17 protein-coding genes are annotated in these 20,684 nt (G+C 39.0%); 10 read left to right on the forward strand and 7 right to left on the reverse strand.

Going from position 1 to position 20,684, the window contains the following annotated elements:
* Positions 1-1,113: a TlpA disulfide reductase family protein gene (locus tag J0A69_RS11815; protein WP_206586756.1), complete on the forward strand. Its 1,113-nt coding sequence runs from the start codon at positions 1-3 to the stop codon at positions 1,111-1,113.
* 295 nt (positions 1,114-1,408) lie between these two features.
* Here the strand turns inward: J0A69_RS11815 and proC are convergent, their stop codons facing one another.
* Positions 1,409-2,212, reverse strand: coding sequence for a pyrroline-5-carboxylate reductase (gene proC / locus J0A69_RS11820; RefSeq protein WP_206586757.1), 804 nt, complete (start codon positions 2,210-2,212; stop codon positions 1,409-1,411).
* Positions 2,213-2,395: 183 nt separating this feature from the next.
* On the opposite strand from proC, the gene J0A69_RS11825 reads away from it, so the two are divergent.
* The 5 genes from J0A69_RS11825 to rfbB all read left to right on the forward strand — a co-directional run bounded on the left by J0A69_RS11825 (position 2,396) and on the right by rfbB (position 6,671).
* Positions 2,396-2,812, forward strand: coding sequence for a hypothetical protein (locus J0A69_RS11825; RefSeq protein WP_206586758.1), 417 nt, complete (start codon positions 2,396-2,398; stop codon positions 2,810-2,812).
* A 245-nt stretch (positions 2,813-3,057) separates the two neighbouring features.
* Complete coding sequence (locus J0A69_RS11830) at positions 3,058-3,258, forward strand: helix-turn-helix transcriptional regulator (protein WP_206586759.1); 201 nt, start codon at positions 3,058-3,060, stop codon at positions 3,256-3,258.
* Positions 3,259-3,348: 90 nt separating this feature from the next.
* On the forward strand, positions 3,349-4,515 hold the full coding sequence (locus J0A69_RS11835; RefSeq protein WP_206586760.1) for a glycosyltransferase family 4 protein: 1,167 nt from the start codon (positions 3,349-3,351) through the stop codon (positions 4,513-4,515).
* 37 nt (positions 4,516-4,552) lie between these two features.
* Complete coding sequence (locus J0A69_RS11840) at positions 4,553-5,605, forward strand: NAD-dependent epimerase (RefSeq protein ID WP_206586761.1); 1,053 nt, start codon at positions 4,553-4,555, stop codon at positions 5,603-5,605.
* 10 nt (positions 5,606-5,615) lie between these two features.
* Positions 5,616-6,671: a dTDP-glucose 4,6-dehydratase gene (gene rfbB / locus J0A69_RS11845; protein WP_206586762.1), complete on the forward strand. Its 1,056-nt coding sequence runs from the start codon at positions 5,616-5,618 to the stop codon at positions 6,669-6,671.
* 135 nt (positions 6,672-6,806) lie between these two features.
* Here rfbB and J0A69_RS11850 read toward each other — a convergent pair whose 3' ends face one another.
* Entirely contained in the window at positions 6,807-9,947 is a 3,141-nt protein-coding gene (locus J0A69_RS11850; RefSeq protein ID WP_206586763.1) for a WD40/YVTN/BNR-like repeat-containing protein, read from the reverse strand.
* 164 nt (positions 9,948-10,111) lie between these two features.
* Between J0A69_RS11850 and J0A69_RS11855 the strand changes: the two genes are divergently transcribed.
* A complete protein-coding gene (locus J0A69_RS11855) occupies positions 10,112-11,953 on the forward strand; it encodes a M1 family metallopeptidase (RefSeq protein ID WP_206586764.1) in 1,842 nt (613 codons plus the stop codon).
* A 67-nt stretch (positions 11,954-12,020) separates the two neighbouring features.
* On the opposite strand, the gene J0A69_RS11860 is transcribed toward J0A69_RS11855, so the two are convergent.
* Positions 12,021-12,197, reverse strand: a complete 177-nt coding sequence (locus J0A69_RS11860) for a histone H1 (RefSeq protein WP_206586765.1) — start codon at positions 12,195-12,197, stop codon at positions 12,021-12,023.
* A gap of 103 nt (positions 12,198-12,300) precedes the next feature.
* Entirely contained in the window at positions 12,301-13,551 is a 1,251-nt protein-coding gene (locus tag J0A69_RS11865; RefSeq protein ID WP_206586766.1) for an aminotransferase class I/II-fold pyridoxal phosphate-dependent enzyme, read from the reverse strand.
* Between the two features lie 193 nt (positions 13,552-13,744).
* Between J0A69_RS11865 and accC the strand changes: the two genes are divergently transcribed.
* The 3 genes from accC to J0A69_RS11880 are packed head-to-tail and all read left to right on the forward strand — an operon-like array spanning position 13,745 to position 17,113.
* Complete coding sequence (gene accC / locus J0A69_RS11870; RefSeq protein WP_206586767.1) at positions 13,745-15,247, forward strand: acetyl-CoA carboxylase biotin carboxylase subunit; 1,503 nt, start codon at positions 13,745-13,747, stop codon at positions 15,245-15,247.
* Entirely contained in the window at positions 15,247-16,545 is a 1,299-nt protein-coding gene (locus J0A69_RS11875) for a DUF1015 domain-containing protein (RefSeq protein WP_206586768.1), read from the forward strand. Before accC ends, J0A69_RS11875 begins: the two co-directional genes overlap by 1 nt.
* Positions 16,526-17,113: a Maf family nucleotide pyrophosphatase gene (locus J0A69_RS11880; protein ID WP_206586769.1), complete on the forward strand. Its 588-nt coding sequence runs from the start codon at positions 16,526-16,528 to the stop codon at positions 17,111-17,113. Before J0A69_RS11875 ends, J0A69_RS11880 begins: the two co-directional genes overlap by 20 nt.
* Before the next feature lie 54 nt (positions 17,114-17,167).
* On the opposite strand, the gene J0A69_RS11885 is transcribed toward J0A69_RS11880, so the two are convergent.
* From J0A69_RS11885 to sdaAB, 3 genes are read right to left on the reverse strand one after another with little or no spacing between them, the layout of a single operon-like run.
* The gene (locus tag J0A69_RS11885) at positions 17,168-18,487 is read right to left on the reverse strand and encodes an efflux RND transporter periplasmic adaptor subunit (protein ID WP_206586770.1); all 1,320 of its coding nucleotides are present in this window, start codon (positions 18,485-18,487) and stop codon (positions 17,168-17,170) included.
* Between the two features lie 3 nt (positions 18,488-18,490).
* Entirely contained in the window at positions 18,491-19,840 is a 1,350-nt protein-coding gene (locus J0A69_RS11890; protein WP_206586771.1) for a TolC family protein, read from the reverse strand.
* A gap of 14 nt (positions 19,841-19,854) precedes the next feature.
* Positions 19,855-20,532, reverse strand: a complete 678-nt coding sequence (sdaAB, locus tag J0A69_RS11895) for an L-serine ammonia-lyase, iron-sulfur-dependent subunit beta (protein ID WP_206586772.1) — start codon at positions 20,530-20,532, stop codon at positions 19,855-19,857.
* Positions 20,533-20,684 lie beyond the last annotated feature (152 nt).

A 20,684-nucleotide genomic window follows, 5' to 3' on the forward strand; every position in this document is an offset into this window, starting at 1 on the left:
ATGAAGTATTCATTGCTTTCATTCATCTTTCTACTTAGCCTATCGGTTTTTTCCTGCACCAGCGGGGAATCTGAAAATGATGGAGTGGTCAGTGTTTCTGGTCAAATAGAAAATGCGCCAGAAGGATTGGTTATCCTATCCAGATTTACGGAGAGCCGCCCTGTTGTTGTGGATACGCTTGAGTTGAAATCGGATGGCAAATTTGATTACAACCTTGATGTTGACGTTCCGACTTTCTACGAGCTCAATTTATTTGGTCAAAGATCCGTACGCTTGGCACTTTTCAAGGAAGATGTACAAATAGCCTATGATTTTTCTGATCCAGAGAGTTTGGCAATCACCGGTTCTAAAGACAGCCAGGAGATGCAAAAAATAGACGGTTTGATTTCCAGATACCAAGAGAAGGTTAACAATTTGAATGAGGCGTACTATGAAGCAATGAGTAGCAATGATACAGAAGCTATCAAGAAAATTCAGGCGGATGCACTTCTTTTGGAAGATGATCAGGCAAAGCAAGTGAAAGATGTGATCAATAGCATGGGAGATAGTTTTGCTTCCCTAGCAGCAATTGGTCTTTTGAATTCGAAGAATGAATTTCAGTTTTTGGATAGTTTGGTAACTGAATTGAATGAAAAATATCCTGAGACGAAGATGATCATTCAGCTGAAACAACAACTGGATGAGATGAGAGCTTTGTCAATGGGACAGGTTGCACCTGAAATTGAATTGCCAAATCCAGAAGGACAAATGGTAAAGCTTTCTGATTTTAGAGGAAAATACGTTATGATTGATTTTTGGGCTGGCTGGTGCAAGCCTTGCAGAGAAGAGAATCCAAACGTGGTAAGACTTTATAATCAATACAAAGATCAGGGTTTTGAAGTGTTTGGAGTGTCTTTAGACCGGACCCGTGAAGCTTGGGTAGATGCAATTTTCGAAGATGGATTGACTTGGACTCAAGTTTCAGATCTAAAATATTTCAATTCCGTGGCAGCAGAAACGTATCAGGTCAATGCAATTCCAGCAACTTATTTGATTGATCCGGATGGAAAAATCATCGGAAAGGATTTGAGAGGTCCTAGTCTTGAAAGTAAACTGAAAGAGATTTTTGAATAATTTTTAGAGTAGCCATATCAATTAAAAAAGCCTTCTGGATTTATTCAGAAGGCTTTTTTATGAGCAGTTTGGATTTAAAACAAAAGGAAGGAGGAAAAAATTACCAAACAGTCCTTCCTTGAAAAATCGAGTCTTTTAAAAAGGAATAGCAAAAGTTGTTTATCACCCGAGACAAAACTAGTAAAAAGATTCAAAAGAAAAACAAAAGTTAAATTATTCTTTTTTGAACAAATATAATTTTAGAGTGATATTAAATAACTATTCCTTGATTTTTAGATAATTTAGTTTCTGAACCTTATTTTTTTTCGATCTTTTCAAAACTGGCTATTACACCTCTTACCATTGCGGAACTAAATCCTTGGTGTTCCATCTCATTCAATCCTACAATCGTGCAACCTTTTGGAGTTGTCACTTTGTCAATGGCTTCTTCTGGATGTATGTTTTGCTGGATCATTAATTCCGCCGCGCCTTTGACTGTCTGGTTTACAATTCTACTTGCGGTTTTGGAATCAAATCCAATTTGAATTCCGCCTTGGATCATAGCACGCATAAATCTCAGTACATATGCGATTCCGCAAGCACCTAAAACTGTCGAAGCCTCCATCAAGGATTCATCGATATCAATGGTAATCCCAATCGAATTAAACAGCTCTTTAGCCAAAGCAATTTGTTCCAGATTTGCTCCACTTTGGCAGATACAGGTGATTGATTCTTGAATATCTGCAGCAATGTTTGGCATGGCTCTGAATGCAACTGTCTTTGGGTCAATGACAGCATACATTTCTTTGAGAGTGATACCTGTAGCCAAGGAAATGATCAATTGCTTCTTAGGATCCAATGCTGGTTTGATCTCTTCCAAAATAGGAGCAACATTGTAGGGCTTTACACCTAATAAAATGATGTCAGCATATTTGGCAGCAATTAAATTATCGGAATGAACATGAGCTCCTCTTGCCTCAAAACCAGAAAGACTTAATGTGTTTCTTTTTGTAAGGGTAAGGTTTTTAGGGTCAAAGCTGTCTTTTTCTAATAGGCCATTGGCTATTGAGGAACCAAGGTTGCCACAGCCAATAATTGCAATTTTTTGAGTTGAAAGCATGGGATTTCAAATAATTGAATGGAATTAATGCTTAAAGGTAAATAAAAGCCTTGTTTTATTGCGGAAAAGAGAATTTTCTACTTGAATCTGTTACTTCTTTTCTATTTCCAATTAAAAAATTGTGTAAGAATATCTTGACAATAAGTAAAGTTTGTTTTACATTTGGTAAAAATTACTTGACTTATGAAAGAGAAATCAATACTTCACGTTCCTTTACTTTCTCCTGTATGGAAGAAAGTGGCATTTCTATTTTTCCCTTTACCAGTTCTTTTGGTGATCGGGATGGCATTTTCAAGACTAGATATCAGCCCGGATGATTCGGCTCAGATCATCTATGGTTTTTGGGCTATTGGTTTTGGATTGCTGAATTTATCCAGAGAAAAGGAAGAAGATGAGATGATTAAATCATTTCGTTTACAGGCGTTTCAAACAGGATTTTATTGGTTGATCTGGGGATTAGCCGCAATTATGCTGATTAATTATGTGAGATATGGGAGTATCGTCTCTGAAATATTTTCAGCTTACCTGGTATTGTTTTTATTGAACGCCTACATCTATGGAGCTTTTCAGTATCAGAAGTATATCGCTTCAAAAGACTAACTCTAAAATTTGACCGATATGCTTACAAAAATCTTACTTCCGCATAGGTTTCAAAACCTGAGGTTGGATTCAATACTTTTTGCCTGTTATGGATATTTCACTCTTAATATCGTGGGAACTATTCTAATTGATGGTTCAAAAAAACTTTCATTTTTATTTTTCAACATGCTCTCAATTCCGGTTTTATTTATCCTTAAGTACAGTTGGATCATGTATTGTCAAAGCAAAAAACCTAGTATGGCTTTATGAAAAATACCATCAAAGTGGAAAGGGCGAGAAAAAACATGACTCAACAGGATCTAGCCGAAAAAGTGAATGTTTCCAGACAGACCATTAATAGCATCGAAGCGGGGAAATATGTTCCCTCAACGGTATTGGCATTAAAAATCGCCAGAGTTTTTGGGGTAGCGATGGAAGCTATTTTTGAATTGGAAGAAGGGGATTAAGTGAGAATTCATTTATTGGAATACCATTTGCACTTTTAGAGGCATAAAAGACGATAAAATCTTACCTTTGCGCCATATTCAAGCTTTTTCATGCCCAAATTAATTCGAATCACCACCGTTCCCATTTCTCTTAAACTTTTGCTTGCTGGGCAAATGAATTTTATGAAAAAAAATGGCTTTGAGGTAATCATGGTCAGTGCAGATGGGAGAGAAGTTTCGCAAGTAGTGAAATCAGAAGGGGTGAGGCATGAAGTAATTCCTTTTACAAGACAGATTACTCCAATAGAGGATATTAAGTGCCTTTATCAGCTCTATCAACTTTTCAAGCGAGAGCAACCCGATATAGTACATTCTCATACGCCCAAAGCTGGGATTTTGAGTATGATTGCTGCGAAATTGGCTGGGGTAAAAGTCAGAATCCATACTTTGGCAGGAATTCCTTACATGGCAGCAGAAGGAGGAAAGAAGGGACTTTTGGAGAAGGTTGAGAAATACACCTACCAGAATGCAACTGAAGTTTGGCCTAATTCGATGGGACTCAAAAAGTTTGTGCTCAAAGAAAATCTTTGTCCCGAGGATAAATTACACATCATAGGTAAAGGCTCCTCAAATGGGGTTGATCTAAGCAAATTCAATCGAAATGCACTCAAGGAAAATCATTTGGTAGCTGCAACTATGCGGATTCTTCCTGGAGAAGATGAATTTGTTTTGCTTTCTGTTGGCCGGTTAGTAAAAGATAAAGGAATTGAAGAGTTGGTGTCAGCTTTTGTCAATTCAAAAATTGTCAATAAATCCAAGTTGGTTTTGCTGGGAAGTTTTGAACAGGATTTGAATCCTTTATCCCCAGAAACAATCCAAACGATCACAGATCATCCTCGGATCATTCAAATCGATTGGTCTGATCATGTGGCTCATTACATGGCTTTGGCAGATGTATTGGTTCATCCATCCCATCGGGAAGGTTTTCCAAATGTGCTTTTGGAAGCTGGAGCGATGCAACTCCCAGTGATTTGCTCAGATATAATCGGGAATGTAGATATCATTACCCAACAAAAAACAGGATTGATTTTTCCGGTAAAAGATGCAGCAGTATTGAAAGAAGCAATTGAGTTTGCCTATGTGAAAAGAGATAGCATGGCAAAAATGGCAGCGGCTCTATTTCAGGAAGTTGTCGAGAATTATAGCCGTCCAGCTATCCATTCAGAAATTTTTGAACGATACCAACAGCTTTTGAAGGAGGTCAGTCCATCAGAATGACTTATATTTAGGGCCTGATCACGTAATACACTTTTATATGAAGTATCTGGTTACCGGAACCGCTGGATTTATTGGTTTTCATGTCGCCCGCAAATTGTTGGGAAGAGGAGAAGAGGTAGTTGGCTTAGATATTATCAATGATTATTACGATATCAATTTAAAATATGCCCGCTTGGCGTCCATGGGGATAGCCAAAGAAGAAATTTCCAAAAACCAACTTGTTCAATCCACTCAGCTTCCAGGGTATAGGTTCGTCCAAATGGAGCTTGCCGAAAAGGAAAGTTTACTGGATTTGTTTAAGGAGGAGAAATTTGATGTGGTCATCCATTTAGCTGCTCAAGCTGGGGTAAGATATTCATTAACACATCCAGAGGTTTATATTCAGAGTAATATTGTTGCCTTTTTGAATATTTTGGAGTGTTGCAGATTTCATCCTGTAAAGCATTTGGTTTATGCTTCTTCTAGCTCAGTTTATGGAGCAAATGAAAAACTTCCTTTTTCGACTTCAGATTCTGTAGATCATCCGATCAGTTTGTATGCAGCCTCAAAAAAATCCAATGAGTTGATGGCTCATACATACAGCCACTTGTTTGGAATACCTACAACAGGTTTGAGGTTCTTTACTGTTTATGGCCCATGGGGCAGACCTGACATGGCATTATTCCTTTTCACAGAAGCGATTTTAAAAGGAGAGCCAATTAAGGTTTTCAACTATGGTAAAATGAAGAGGGATTTTACATACATAGATGACATTGTGGAAGGAGTAATCCGAGTAGCAGATAGACCAGCTTCGGCAAACAAAGATTTTGATCCGCAAAACCCTGATCCAGGAAGTGGAAGAGCACCTTTCAAAGTTTATAATATCGGAAATTCCTCACCAGTCCTTTTGATGGATTACATCAAAGCAGTAGAAAAGGGACTTGGCAAAGAGGCTAAAATGGAACTGCTACCATTGCAGCCAGGTGATGTTCCCGCTTCGCATGCGGATGTGACTGATTTGGTAAGAGACACGGGATACAAGCCAGCTACTCATATCGAAGATGGAGTAGGAGCCTTTACCAAATGGTACTTGGATTACTATAAAAAATAGAACTGTAAACATGATAAAATCAATTTTGATCACTGGCGGAGCTGGATTCATTGGCAGCCATGTGGTGAAACTTTTTGTAGAGAAATACCCAGACTATCAGATTGTCAATTTGGACGCATTGACTTATGCAGGAAACCTGGAAAATCTGAAGGAAATTGAGGGAGCCTCCAACTATAGCTTCGAAAAAGCAGACATTCAGGATGCGGATAAGTTAAATGAGATTTTTGCGAAGCATCAGATTACAGATGTTATCCATTTGGCAGCAGAGTCACATGTGGATAGATCAATTTCAGACCCTTTGGCTTTTGTGAAAACCAATGTATTTGGAACAGTTAATTTGTTGAACGCAGCCAAAGAATATTGGAAAGAGGACCTTTCAAAGCATTTGTTTTATCATGTCTCTACAGATGAGGTTTACGGTTCTTTACATGACGGTGGATTCTTTTTAGAAACTACTCCATACGATCCTCAGTCTCCTTATTCTGCATCTAAGGCTTCTTCTGATCATTTTGTAAGAGCTTACGCAAATACTTATAAAATAAGAACAGTTGTTTCCAATTGTTCTAATAATTATGGACCGAATCACTTTCCTGAAAAGTTAATTCCACTTTGTATCCATAATATCAGAAACAATAAACCGCTTCCGGTTTATGGAAAAGGCGAGAATATTAGAGATTGGTTGTTTGTAAAGGATCATGCCAGAGCTATTGATACGGTTTTTCATAAAGGGAAAGCAGGAGAAACCTACAATATTGGTGGTTTCAATGAGTGGAAGAACATCGATATCGTAAGGCTGCTTTGTCAGAAAATGGATGAGAAATTAGGTCGTGAAAAAGGGACTTCTGAGAAGTTGATCACTTTTGTAACGGATCGGGCTGGCCATGATATGCGCTATGCGATTGATGCTACTAAAATCAAAGAAGAACTCGGATGGGAGCCAAGCTTGCAGTTCGAAGAAGGAATAGAAATCACAATTGATTGGTATTTGAATAACCAAGAATGGCTGGACCACGTGACTTCTGGAGCTTATCAGGATTACTATTCTGACCTCTATGGAAATAGATAAGCTGTAAATTTTGAAAAATTTAAGGCCTGTATTTGCAGGCCTTTTTTCGTAAAAGTTTAAATCAATATCTTAATGTATGAAACAAAAAAAGCACCTAAAGAATCTCTAGGTGCTTTTTGTTTTTATCCTGTTTGATTAGTTCTTCACATTTTCGAACAGGTCAATTTTAGTGTTTTTCACTTTTTCTTCGAATTCTTTCCAATCACCATTCATAAACTCATCCACTTTGGCAATGGCCTGATCTGCGGCTTGTTTTCCTTGATCATATAGCCTTTGCTCTGTTTCACCAGGGGCAGAATAAGAAGAGTTAACATAGCTTCTTGGGGCAAATACCTTGCTCATCGTAGTTGGATACAGGTTTCTTACGATTCCTTGACCTTCCATAGTTGGTCCAGAGAAAGCTTCGCGAGTAGTATCCAATTTTTTCTTGATGTCTTTTGCTGCCTTGGCCAATTCTTTGGCTTCATCTGTCTCTACATCTTTGGTCAAAGTCATCACTTTATCAATCACTTTTTGAGCTTCATCCAATTTCTTGGTAGACTCAGAAACCTCGCTGGAAAGAGCTTCTAATTTCTTCAGGAACTCATCTTTCGCTTTCAGATCCGCCATGTTTACCTGGATTCTTGGGTCAGAATAAACTTTAATGCTTGTTTCAGATTCTTCTTCTCCATAAGCAAATACTACTTTATAGGTTCCAGGTAAAGCATCACCTCCTGAAGGCTCGAAAAATCCTGATCTTCTTCCTCCGCCACCACGGCCACCAAATCCACCAGTTGATTCTACAGTGGATTTTCTATCAAGGTTCCAGCTTATTCTGTTTACTCCTTTAGAAGGAACAGTTTTCAAAGTTCTGATTTGCTCTCCAGCTTTATTGAAGATTTTAACTGTTACGGTATCCAATTTCTCTTTATCATCATTGATAATAAAGCTTAATCTTCCTCCTGTATCTCTGTTTTCTCCAGCGAAAATTCCATCTGCTGGGAATCTTTCACCTACTGGTTGCTGAATTTCTGCTTGGTAAGCATCTGGTGCTGGAACAGCAGTGATTTTTGCACTCGGTTTTGCTCCACCATTTGCTGCAAAAACGCGCAAAGGTCTGATATCATCTAATACATAGAATGCTCTTCCGAAAGTTCCGATTACCAAATCAGCTTCTCTTTCCTGAATAGTCATGTCATAAGTTGAAACAGCCTTTGGATAACCATGCTCCCATTTGTTCCATGTTTTAGCCTTATCAAAGCTGACATAGAGCCCGTATTCTGTTCCTAGAAATACCAAATTTGGCTCAACTGGATCTTGCTTAATAGATAAAGTATATCCCCAAACTTGAGAATCATTTACAATTCTTGTAAAACTAGAACCACCATTGGATGTATGATAAGCATAGGCAGTGAAGTCATTATTTCTGTAATTGTTAGCGATTATCCAAGCCTCGTTTGCATCATAGGTAGATGCTTGAATCTGAGGAATCCAAGAAGCCTTCGGTAAACCAGTCAATTTACCAACTACATTAGTCCAGGATTTTCCTCCATCTTTTGTTACCTGTACATTTCCATCATCTGTTCCTACCCAAATCACATTTGGATTAACTGGGCTAGGAGCGATAGCGATGATAGTTGTGTGGTTTTCAGCACCCGTAATATCATATGTCAAACCACCGGTTTTTTGCTGTCTCTGCTTAGTAGAGTCATTGGTAGTAAGATCCGGAGAAATGATCTCCCAGGTGTCACCGCTATCAGTGGATTTGTGAAGGAACTGTGATCCATAATAAAGCGTGTTTTCATCATGTGGATCTTGGGCTATAGCCGCGTTCCAGTTAAATCTCAAAAAGACATCACTATCAGGATGCGTAGGACGGATAGTTTTATTGTGACCAGTTGCCTTATCAAATCGGGAAACATTCCCAGCCTGAGACATGGTATAACCGAATCTTGAGTTTGCAGGATGTGAAACTACATCGAAGCCATCACCAAAAGAAACTTCTTGCCAATAGCTATTTCTAATTCCATCTCTTCTCCAAACGTATGCAGGTCCAGTCCAAGAACCATTGTCTTGCATTCCTCCATAGATATTATAAGGAATTTCATTGTCTACATTCACATGATAAAACTGTCCTACAGGCAAATTATCGGCAAAGAACCATGTTTTACCGCCATCTCGAGAGATGTTCAATCCACCGTCATTTCCATCAATCAGGATTTTTGGATCGTTAGGGTTGATGTACCAAGCATGATGATCTGGGTGGACACCTTGGTATTGTAGCAATTGGGTGAATGTATTTCCTCCATCTTCGGTAATTCCTACTCTTGAATAAAGTGTGTAAAGCCTGTTTTCATTTTTAGGGTCAGCGTGGATATCAAAATAATAAAAAGGTCGGTCTCCGATAGAACCATCAGAATTGATCATCTTAAAGTTATTTCCTCCATCTTCAGATACATACAATGCATTTTTAGAAGATTCGATCAATGCATAGATTTTATCGCTGTTAGCCGCTGAAATAGCCAATCCCATTCTTCCCAAATCACCTTTAGGAAGTCCGTTCTTTTCATCTAGTTCCTTCCAGGTATCTCCGCCATCATAGGTAACATACAAGCCAGAAGAAGGTCCTCCAGATTCGAAAAAGTATGGATATCTTCTATGCTGCCACATGTTGACGAAGATCTTGTTTGGATTATTCGGATCCATGATCATTTCACCAACACCCGTTTTGGTATCTATGTAAAGGATTTTTTCCCATGTTTTACCACCATCTGTAGTTCTGTATAATCCTCTGTCTTCTTGCTCTCCCCAAGGAGAACCGATTGCACCTACATAAACAGTGTTTGGATCATCAGGATGAACGATAATTCGATGGATAGCTCTTGTTTTTTCTAATCCCATCAATTCCCAGGTTTCTCCGGCATCTAAGGATCTATAAACCCCGTATCCCAAATTCAAGGAGTTTCTTGGGTTTCCTTCTCCAGTACCTACCCAAATGATGTTAGGGTTTTTTTGATAAATGGAAATTGAACCGATAGAATGTACTTTTTGCTCATCAAAAATTGGCTTCCAAGTAATCCCACCAGAAGTTGATTTCCATAAGCCTCCTGAAGCGGATCCGGCATAGATGATGGATGGATTATCATCTACCGCATCTATGGCAGTAATTCTTCCACTCATTGCAGCAGGTCCTATACTTCGAGCTTTCATAGATTTGAATAAATCCATGTCCACCTCTTGAGCATACGAACTCAAACTTAGCAACAAGGCAAAGGTTAGGATGTAAAGTTTTCTCATGCGTATTTAAGGTTGTTTTTTTTCTAAAATAAGACAATTCAACGAGCTTGCGGATGAATTTTTTTGAATGGCCATTGACCCACGTCAAAATCAATTTGATTTTTTATAGGTGGTTTGGGCTCGGCATGCATTTTGGTTTTATTTACAGTAAAAAAAATATTCCTATGTTTTATAATCTGAATAAGCCTCTCTTAGGGCTTTTTCTTTTTGTGGTTTCAGGAACTGCTGTTTTTTCCCAAACTGGAAGATTTCAGCAAGCTGCAGATTACAAAATGGAAGTAGATATGAATGTTACTTCCAATCAATACACTGGGACGCAGGTTCTAAAGTATACTAACAATTCACCAGACACCCTTTACAAAGTATTCTATCACCTTTATTTCAATGCTTTCCAGCCGGGAAGCATGATGGATGAGAGATCAAGATCAATTTCAGATCCAGATAGACGGGTAGGAGATCGAATCAACGCTCTGAAGCCGGATGAGATTGGATACCTTCATGTCAATGAGTTGACAATGGATGGGATGAAAGTTGACTATGAAGAAGTAGAAACCATTTTGGAAGTGACTCTTCCAAAGCCGATTTTGCCAAATTCTCAAGCAGAGTTCAAAATGTCTTTTGTAGGTCAGGTTCCAATACAAATCCGTCGTTCAGGTAGAGATAGCTCAGAAGGAGTTCGATACTCTATGTCTCAGTGGTATCCGAAAATGGCTGAATATGACGAGCAAGGCTGGCATTCCAACCCTTACATAGGACGTGAGTTTTATGGAATTTGGGGAGATTTTGATGTGAAAATCACTATAGATAAAACCTACACCCTCGGAGGAACTGGCTACCTGCAAAACCCTAACGAAATTGGTCATGGGTATGAAGATGCAGGTGTTAAGGTGCCCAAAGTGGATGGAAATACACTGACTTGGCATTTCAAAGCTCCAATGGTTCATGACTTTATGTGGGCTGCAGATCCTAAGTATCGTCATGAAAAGGTAGAAATGGAAAATGGAATTACTGTTCACCATTTATTCATCCCTGATCCAGAGACTACTGAAAACTGGGAAAAACTAAAGGAATATACTCCAAAAGCTATCCAGTTTATGTCTGAGCACTTTGGTCAGTACCCTTACAAACAATTCTCTGTTATTCAGGGTGGAGACGGTGGAATGGAATATCCGATGTCTACTTTGGTTACTGGAGGTAGAAACTTAAGAGGTTTAGTAGGCGTGATGGCTCATGAGTTGGCACATAGCTGGTACCAAGGAGTACTAGGTACAAATGAAGCTTTGTATCCTTGGATGGATGAAGGTTTTACTTCCTATGCTTCTAACTTGACAATGTCGGCGATTTATCAGCCTTCTGATAATCCTATGAGAGGTTCTTACATGGGTTATTACAGATTGGCGAAAAGTGGTTTGGAAGAGCCGATGAGTACTCATTCTGATCATTACCATACAAATTCTGCCTACAGCTCGGCTGCATATAGCAAAGGAGCTGTTTTCATGGCCCAGATGGGTTATATCATTGGAGAGGAAGCAAGGGATCGAGGACTTCATCGTTATTGGAACACTTGGAAATTCAAGCATCCAAACGCGAATGACGTGATCCGTGTGATGGAAAAAGAAGGCGGTCTGGAATTAGACTGGTACAAAGAATACTTTGTTTACACCACCAAAACCATTGATTATGGTATCAAGGCTGTTAACCAACAAGGAAACCAAACTGAAATCATCCTAGAAAGAATTGGCTTGATGCCAATGCCTATTGATTTGGTGATTACTTATAAGGATGGAACCCAAGAGATGGTGTATTTGCCACTTGCGATTATGAGAGGGGAGAAAGCTCCAGAAGAAGGTGCTCCAACAAGAATAATCAGCGAAGACTGGCCTTGGACTAATTTGACCAAATCAATCAGAATTGATAAAAATAAAGATATGATCAAGTCTATCGAAATCGATCCGAGTAAGAGATTGGCTGATGTAGAACAAGAAAATAATAAAGTGGAGTTTTAAGCTCCACTTTTATAAAATTCTTTAAATAAAAAAGGTGATCATTTGATCACCTTTTTTATTACTTACCTCATCCGGCGTTTTTCTTGTCTTGAACTTCTTTTCGAATGTCCTGTGCCAGATTCTTTAGGTCTTGCATTCCTTTTCTAACTCGGGTACCAGCAGCTTGGTTACCTTTATCATAGAATTTTTCAAAATCGGCTTCTAGGCCCATTACTAGATCTTTAACTTCACTAAATCTGCTCATAGTAAAAGTGATTATTTATTAGGTTGATGATAAGTTTATAGTGTTCAATATAGCCTAAATACTTGCTAAATCAATCAGGAGGCCGTTTTTTTTGAATTTTTTTTTATTCTCCGAAAGAAATAGCCAACTCAGAATTCTTATAAACTCCACTTGTCAGTTTTTCTTTGATTGCTGCAAAGGCCTGAATTGTTTCCTCTACATCTGCCAAGGTGTGAACCGCTGTTGGGATTAATCTCAAGATAATCATTCCTTTAGGTACAACAGGATAAATCACTACAGAACAGAAGATTCCGTAATTCTCTCTTAGGTCTTTTGAAAGGGCTGCAGCCTCTCCAACTGTACCATTCAAAACCACAGGAGTTACCGGTGAATTTGATTTCCCAGTGCTGAATCCATTCTTATGCAAGCCATCACGAAGAGCATGTACAATCTTCCATAGATTATCCTTCAATTCTGGCTGTGTTTTCAATAATTCCAATCTTTTCAATGCGCCTTCTACCAATAACATTGGAAGAGACTTTGCGAAAATCTGAGAACGCATGTTATATCGAAGGTAAAGGATCACCTCTGCGTCACCTGCAATGAATGCTCCAATACTTGCCATAGATTTGGCAAAAGTGGAGAAATATAAATCTACCTGATCTTGTACGCCTTGCTCTTCATCTGTTCCAGCTCCAGTTTTTCCCATGGTGCCAAAACCGTGCGCATCATCGATCAATAGTCTGAAATCAAATTTTTGCTTCAAAGCAACGATTTCCTTCAGCTTGCCTTGATCTCCTGTCATACCGAATACTCCTTCAGTGATTACAAGAATACCTCCGCCAGTTTCTTTTGCTAGCTTGGTAGCTCTTTCCAGTTGCTTTTCGCAGTTTTCAATGTCATTGTGAGGGAACACATATCGTTTGCCCATGTGCATTCTCAATGCATCAATAATACAAGCGTGGCATTCGGAATCATATACTACAACATCTTTTCTATCCAAAAGAGAATCGATCACAGACATGATGCCCTGATAGCCGTAGTTCAATAAGTATGCTTTTTCTTTTTTAACGAAACTTGCCAATTCATCTTCCAACTTCTCATGCATAGTAGTCTGACCTGACATCATACGTGCACCCATCGGATATGCAGCACCCCACTTTGCAGCGCTATCTGCATCTGCTTTGCGTACTTCAGGATGATTGGCCAAACCCAAATAGTTATTCAAACTCCAGGTAAGAACTTCTTTTCCTTGAAACATCATACGAGGTGCAATTTCACCTTCGAGTTTAGGAAATGAGAAGTAGCCGTCTGCAAACTCAGAGTGTTTGCCCAACGGGCCCATATTCGTTTTTAATTTTGCAAATAGATCCAAAGCGTTTTTTTATTTTAGGTGAGTTCTGTTACGATTAAGTTTAGGTGATCTTTTCATCAAAAATCCGTCAAAAATAAAACTTTAATGCCGTCTAAGCAAAAAACGATTTTCGAAACCACGCTTTCTTTACAATACTCAGATAATTTTCCTTAATTCGTCCCTGACCCAAATAAAACTTAGAAAATAAATAAGCATGCCCAAAATCAAGAAAATACTGGTTGCCAATCGAGGTGAAATAAGTCTTCGAATCATGCGCACAGCAAAAGAAATGGGAATAAAGACTGTAGCTGTTTACAGTGAAGCAGATAGGCTTTCGCCACATGTCAAGTTTGCTGATGAGGCAGTTTGCCTAGGGCCACCACCTTCCAATCAATCCTATCTTTTAGGAGAAAAAATCATAGAAGTTTGTAAGGAATTAAATGTTGATGCCATCCATCCTGGCTACGGATTTCTATCAGAAAATACTGATTTCGCCAGAAAAGTGAAAGATGCGGGATTAATTTTTATCGGTCCTTCACCAGAGTCTATTGAGGTGATGGGAAGTAAATTGGCTGCTAAACAGGCTGTTTCAGCTTATGACATTCCCTTGGTTCCTGGTACGGAAGAGGCTATTTCAGATATCTCTGAAGCTAAAAAAGTAGCAGCAGAAATAGGTTACCCAATCCTTATTAAAGCAAGTGCCGGAGGAGGAGGAAAGGGTATGAGGATAGTTGAAAATGAAGCTGAGTTTGAAGAGCAAATGGATCGTGCAATCAGTGAAGCAGTTTCTGCTTTTGGAGATGGAGCAGTATTTATTGAAAAATACATTACCTCTCCTCGACATATTGAAATTCAAGTCTTGGGAGACCAATTTGGTAATACAGTTTATTTATTCGAAAGAGAGTGCTCCGTTCAGCGGAGACATCAAAAAGTAATTGAGGAAGCTCCCTCAGCTGTGGTAACACCTGAAATGAGGAAGGCTATGGGAGAAGCGGCAGTAGGCGTTGCAAAAGCTTGTAATTATTACGGTGCAGGTACTGTCGAATTTATCGTGGATGACTCTTTGAATTTCTACTTTCTAGAAATGAATACCCGTTTGCAAGTGGAACATCCAGTGACGGAGATGATCACCGGAAAAGATCTGGTAAGGGAGCAAATTTGGGTTGCTGAAGGAAAAAAACTTTCATATAATCAGGAAGATCTAACCATTAATGGCCATGCAGTGGAAGTTAGAGTTTATGCTGAAGATCCCTGCAATAACTTCTTACCGGATATAGGGACTTTGGAAACCTATAAACGCCCCCAAGGACCAGGAATCAGGGTAGATGATGGTTTTGAGGAGGGAATGAAAATCCCGATTTATTACGATCCTATGATTGCCAAATTGATCACGCATTCAGAAAATAGAACTGCTGCGATTGAAAAAATGATCCGAGCTATTGAGGATTATAAGATTACAGGAATTCAGACCACTTTAGGTTTTTGCAAATTCACATTGGAGCATGAAGCATTCACCTCTGGGAATTTTGACACCAAATTTGTGGAGCGATATTTTAAACCTGAGGTTTTGGACCCGGTATTTTCAGTGGAAGAGAAGGAGCTACTAAGTGCATTGGCAGTGGAGTTTTTCGCAGCATCTAAAGGGAAAGCAAACAAAAAAGATGAGACAGTTGATGCGCCGAAAGTATCAGCTTGGAGAAAACGACTGGATCACTAATGGCTGAAATTTTACCCATCAAAGCCTGGAGATATAATCCCAACTATATTTCCCAGATTGAACAGTTGACCGCTCCTTTATTTGATGTAGTCTCATTAAAGCAAAGGCAGTTATTGTATGAAAATCCTCTGAATTCCATCCATTTGTCTGTGCCAAAAGGCCCAGATCCTGCAGAAAGTGCCAAGGAACTTTTAAATAAATGGAAGCAGGAACAGGTGATCTGCCAAGATGAAATACCAGGGATTTATGTTTACTACCAATATTTTCGATTGCCTGGAGAGCATGAAGAACGATGCAGAAAAGGATTTATCGCACAGATTAAAGCCTATGACTGGTCTGAGAAAATAATTCTGAGGCATGAAAATACCATCGTACATGCTGTAAATGATCGGATTGATTTGTTGAAAGCAACGGAGATTCAGGCTAGTCCGACTCATGGATTGTATGAAGATTCTGAAAATCAACTCGATGAATACATGGATGAGGCAATCTCAAATCCTTTGTATGAATTGGAAGATTATCAAGGAGTAAGGGAGGTATTGGGAGTCATCCAAAATCCGGAAATTATTCAAAAATTCCTTGCAGTCATGCAGGATAAACAAGTGATTTTAGCAGATGGTCATCATCGATTGGAAGGTGCTATAGCTTATCGTAAGATGTGCCAAGGCCAATTTCCTGAATCTAAATGGAAGGGATTTGAATATCATATGATGTACTTGACAAACACATCCGGAAACCATCTCAAAATACTACCTACCCATCGTTTATTCTCTGGTTTGAACCTAGGTCAATCAGAGTTTTTGGAGTTATTGAAAGAGTGGTTTGAAGTGAAGAAATTTCACGATCAAGAGGAATTAGGGGCTTATGCATTTCATAAACCATGGTCTTATGGTTTGGTAATTGGCGATGAGAGCTACTTGCTTCAATTAAAAAGTGAGAAGTTTTCAGCAATCGATTCTCATTTTCCGGAGGTCATCAAAAAGCTGGATTTGGCTGTTCTCCATGAGGTGGTTTTTGAGAAAATTCTGGGAATCCCACTGGAGCAGCAGCGGCATTCGGAGCAAATAAATTATGAAAGAAATTTTTCCAGATGTATTCATGAAGTCCAACAGGGAAAGGCTAGCTTTGCAATCATTACTCGCGAGTTGGAGATGAAACAAGTGCTTGAAGTATGTAGATCAGGACATGTGATGCCTCAAAAGTCTACCTACTTTTATCCAAAAGCCTTGGGAGGATTGCTTTTTGCGAGTATCAATCAAAAGGAATTTGAATTCGATTATGGGGCCTTTTTTAAGTAATCTTAAGGACAAAAAAATCATCCTGGCATCAAACTCTCCGAGGAGACAAGAGTTGCTGAAAGGGCTTGAAGTAGCATTTGAAGTAAGAGTAAACGAAGTAGATGAACGGATTCCGGCAGATATGAAACCGGAATTTGTGGCAGCGTATCTCAGTAAGTTGAAGGCAGATTCTTATCCAGAGTCCTTAAATGACGGTGAGATATTGATTACTTCTGATACTGTCGTAATCGAAAATGGGCATGTGCTTGGAAAACCAGAAACTGAGCAGGAGGCATTTGATATGCTGAAGAGCTTATCAGGTGCTACGCATAGTGTAATGACTGCAGTGACCTTTAAAAACAAGCAGAGACAGCTGACGGTAGAGGACGAGACGAAAGTCACTTTTCGCTTTTTGGAAGAAGATGAAATCTGGCATTATATAAAAACCTACAAACCGTTTGATAAAGCAGGAGCTTATGGCATCCAGGAATGGATAGGTTTTATTGGGGTGACAAAGATGGAAGGGTCTTATTTCAATGTGATGGGATTTCCACTGCACCTTATCTACGAGCAACTCAAAAAATGGTAAAAAAAAGACCTTCAGCGAATAAACACTGAAGGTCTTTTTTTGAATTATTTCTTATTAATTGGACGCTCCAGGAGCAGCAGGTTTAACGGATTCCATTTTTTTCACTAGATCACCTTCTTTCAATTGTTTGCTGACAACGAAGTAAGGACCTGAAATAATTTCTTCTCCTTCTGCAATTCCTTCTAGTACTTCGATATTTTCAAAATCGGAGATACCAGTTTTGATTTCTTTGATTTTAGCCACACCATTGTCGCTGATGAAAACCAATTCCTTAGACTTTGTTGTTCCACCGGCAAGGGTATCCAATTTGTTTTCTCTGGTAGTTACAGCAGAAAGTGGAATAGCCAAAGCATTGTTTTTAGAGGTGGTCAAAATTTCAACAGAAGCTGTCATACCAGGTCTGAAAGGATATTTTGTCCCTGCAGCTACCAAGTCTTGATAAGAACTGTTCAAAATTCTGATTTTCACTTTGAATTCAGTTACTGCATCAGCAGATGCTTTGGTATTTGCCGTGTTTGCAATGCTGGTTACAACTCCTTTGAATTTTTTACCTGTAGTAGAGTAAGAGTCTACATCGATGATGGTAGTATCTCCCATGCTTAGACGAATGATGTCGTTTTCGTTCACATCCACTCTAACTTCCATTTTGGATAGATCTGCAATGGTCAACATATCAGTTCCCGCCATTTGTTGAGTACCTACCACACGTTCGCCTTTTTCTACCAATAGGTTTGAAACAATACCGTCCACTGGAGAATAAACATTTGTCAAACGTAAATTTTCTGAAGCTTCATTTACAGTTGCCTGAGAACTTTTTACTACGTATTCAGAAGCAATCACGCTTTGTTTTGCAGCTTCTAAGTCTTTTTGAGCTGTGATGTAATTTGCTTGTGCAGTTTCAAAATCAGCCTGAGAGATAGCTTTTTGCTCATACAAAGTTTTCTGTCTGTTGAAGTTCAACTCAGCTTGCGTGAACTGCGCTTCAGATCTTTGAAGACTTGCTTTGGCTTGAGAAAGGTTTGCCATTTGCTGATTCAAATTCGCTTTAGACCTATCCAAAGCAGAAATGAAGTTGTCAGGACGGATTTTCACAAGTAATTTTCCTTCAGCTACTGAGTCACCTTCTACCACGTTCAATTCGATGATTTCACCTGCAACATCAGGAGAAAGCTTTACTTCTACTTCAGGCTGTATTTCACCGGAAGCACTTACCTTCTCAATAATTTGAGTTCTTTTTGCAGTTGCGAATTCTACCTCGATTTCCTTTGCACCTCCAACCCATCCCGCTGCGCGGCCGATGATCGCAAAAACAATAATTAATCCTACTGCCCCGAGTAGGTAATACAATAGCTTGTTCGACTTTTTATTAGCCATGATTTAGTTTAAGTTAATTGGATTGCCCAAGTAAAAATCAAGAACTTTTACTCTGAAAATGTATGTGTATTTAGCATTCAACAAGTCCGCTTGTGCATTGAACAAGTTGTTTTGTGCTACTTGGAAGTCAACAGAATTGATGGCTCCTAGATCAAATCGCTGTTGTGCAATTCTGAAGGATTCCTCTAGACTTTTTACTTGAATAAGGGAAGCTTCATAGGACTGCTCTGCTGCCAAAGCACTGTTGTATGCAGATTCGATGTCATTTCTCAATTGGTTTTCTGCTTCCAAGGCAGCTACTTCACTGATTTGTTTCTGCACACGTGCGCGTTGCACACTGGCTTTATTATTCAGTCTTGAGAAAATTGGAATGCTTAATTGCAAATTTAAAGATTGCGAAAGGTTGTTTTCAATCTGTTGACCAAATGAAGGTCTTTCTGTATTGAAAGCCTGATCAACATAGTTGGAGAAAATATTTGCTCCTAACCCTAAAGTTGGATAGTAACCTGCTTTAGCCAATTTCACACCATATTCCGCGCTTTCAATATTTGCCTGGGCAGCTTTGATTTCAGGCATAATGTCAAGAGCTGCATTGTAGATATCTCTTGGCGTTTCAGTAGCCATCAATGCCTCATTGATTTCAAATTCAGGTTCGATCACCGAAAATTCAGGAGTATAAGGGATTTGCAGTGCTTGAGCCAAGTTCAGTTTTGCAATGTTGTAATTGTTCTTTGCATTAATCAAGTTCACCTCATTCGTAGCATTTTGAGCCTGCACATCCAATTGATCTGAAAAAGGCAAAGATCCTGCATCGACCAATTTGGTTGTTCTCTCTAATTGATCCTTGGTTGTCGCCAATTGGTTTTCTGCAACATTGACTTGCTCTCTGTTAAAAACCACATTAATGAATAAGTTGATGATGTTTAGAGTAATGTCATTTTTGGTTGCTTCGATATTATACATCCCTGCTTCCAAGTTTACTTTCGCTTGCTTGATCGAATTGTTGATCTGATTCCCTGCGAAAATTGTGGCATTGGAAGAAGCCGAAACGTTGATATTACCGATTCTGGCAGTTTCAAAGAGGTTGGTTACCGGGTTAATTGATCTACCCCAACGATAACCACTACTTGCACCAGTCGAAAGGTTAGGCAATCGTTGTCCCTGATTTTGAAGCAAAGTCGCTTCATTTGATATTTGGTTCAGTTCGCTTCTCTTTAATGTCAGGTTATTTTCCAAAGCGATTGAAACAGCGGTTTCTAGGTCAAGAGGACCTGAGGGAATTGCTGTTTCTTGCGCAAAAGTGGAAAAATTTAAACCCGCTAATAAAGCGAATCCTAAAAAGCATTTTCTCATGTAGTTGTGTGTAGTTATAGGTCAATATCAGGTATATAAATTAATTCTTTAATCCAAGGCAAAGATTGGAGGTATTGTCTGGTGATTTCCTGAATTCCAGAGTCCATTTCTATGACGTGGCAAGCCTTGTCATTTTTTCCTTTTCTGGATACAGACATCGTGGCGATATTTGTTTTCTCCTGTGCAATAACACTGGATATAAACGCAATAGCACCAGAAACATCATCTGCCTTGATTATTAGGGTGTGGTCCTTAGCCGAGAAATTTGCCACAAATCCATCTACTTCAGCAATGTTGATCACACCACCTCCTAAGCTTTCACCGACCACCTCTACTGATCTATCACCTTTTGTGAGATTCAGCTTAATGGTATTTGGATGGTGTATGGATGAATTTCCAATAGATTTGAATTGATATTCAAATCCAATTTCCTCTGCAATTTCCAAAGCATTTTTTATGCGGGCATCGTCAGTTTTGAAATCCATTAATCCACCTATGATCGCACGGTCACTTCCATGTCCTTCATAGGTTCTGGCAAATGAATTATAGAAGGTAATCAAAGCTTTATCGGGCTTTCCCCCTAAAACGCGTATTGCAGCTCTCGCTATTCTAACTACTCCAGCTGTATGTGATGATGAAGGTCCAATCATGACAGGTCCGATCATATCAAAAACGCTACTCTTATTTGCCATGGCAATTTTTAACCAATATTGATGCTAAGCTATTTAATGCTTCGTTATTAAACTCAAAAATGTGATTTATCACTCAGAATTCCTCATAGAGGGCGATTTCTTTACTACTTTTAACGAGTTCAATGGAAGACACTTTTACAAACTGAACGATT

This window comes from Algoriphagus pacificus, from assembly GCF_017254845.1.
In the GTDB taxonomy this organism is placed as follows: Bacteria; Bacteroidota; Bacteroidia; order Cytophagales; family Cyclobacteriaceae; genus Algoriphagus; species Algoriphagus pacificus.

Bases quoted from the DNA above. Each gene is read 5' to 3' on its own strand.
- J0A69_RS11815 (WP_206586756.1), top strand. From the start codon at position 1: ATGAAGTATTCATTGCTTTCATTCATCTTTCTACTTAGCCTATCGGTT.
- proC (WP_206586757.1), bottom strand. From the start codon at position 2,212: ATGCTTTCAACTCAAAAAATTGCAATTATTGGCTGTGGCAACCTTGGT.
- J0A69_RS11825 (WP_206586758.1), top strand. From the start codon at position 2,396: ATGAAAGAGAAATCAATACTTCACGTTCCTTTACTTTCTCCTGTATGG.
- J0A69_RS11830 (WP_206586759.1), top strand. From the start codon at position 3,058: ATGAAAAATACCATCAAAGTGGAAAGGGCGAGAAAAAACATGACTCAA.
- J0A69_RS11835 (WP_206586760.1), top strand. From the start codon at position 3,349: ATGCCCAAATTAATTCGAATCACCACCGTTCCCATTTCTCTTAAACTT.
- J0A69_RS11840 (WP_206586761.1), top strand. From the start codon at position 4,553: ATGAAGTATCTGGTTACCGGAACCGCTGGATTTATTGGTTTTCATGTC.
- rfbB (WP_206586762.1), top strand. From the start codon at position 5,616: ATGATAAAATCAATTTTGATCACTGGCGGAGCTGGATTCATTGGCAGC.
- J0A69_RS11850 (WP_206586763.1), bottom strand. From the start codon at position 9,947: ATGAGAAAACTTTACATCCTAACCTTTGCCTTGTTGCTAAGTTTGAGT.
- J0A69_RS11855 (WP_206586764.1), top strand. From the start codon at position 10,112: ATGTTTTATAATCTGAATAAGCCTCTCTTAGGGCTTTTTCTTTTTGTG.
- J0A69_RS11860 (WP_206586765.1), bottom strand. From the start codon at position 12,197: ATGAGCAGATTTAGTGAAGTTAAAGATCTAGTAATGGGCCTAGAAGCC.
- accC (WP_206586767.1), top strand. From the start codon at position 13,745: ATGCCCAAAATCAAGAAAATACTGGTTGCCAATCGAGGTGAAATAAGT.
- J0A69_RS11875 (WP_206586768.1), top strand. From the start codon at position 15,247: ATGGCTGAAATTTTACCCATCAAAGCCTGGAGATATAATCCCAACTAT.
- J0A69_RS11880 (WP_206586769.1), top strand. From the start codon at position 16,526: ATGGGGCCTTTTTTAAGTAATCTTAAGGACAAAAAAATCATCCTGGCA.
- J0A69_RS11885 (WP_206586770.1), bottom strand. From the start codon at position 18,487: ATGGCTAATAAAAAGTCGAACAAGCTATTGTATTACCTACTCGGGGCA.
- J0A69_RS11890 (WP_206586771.1), bottom strand. From the start codon at position 19,840: ATGAGAAAATGCTTTTTAGGATTCGCTTTATTAGCGGGTTTAAATTTT.
- sdaAB (WP_206586772.1), bottom strand. From the start codon at position 20,532: ATGGCAAATAAGAGTAGCGTTTTTGATATGATCGGACCTGTCATGATT.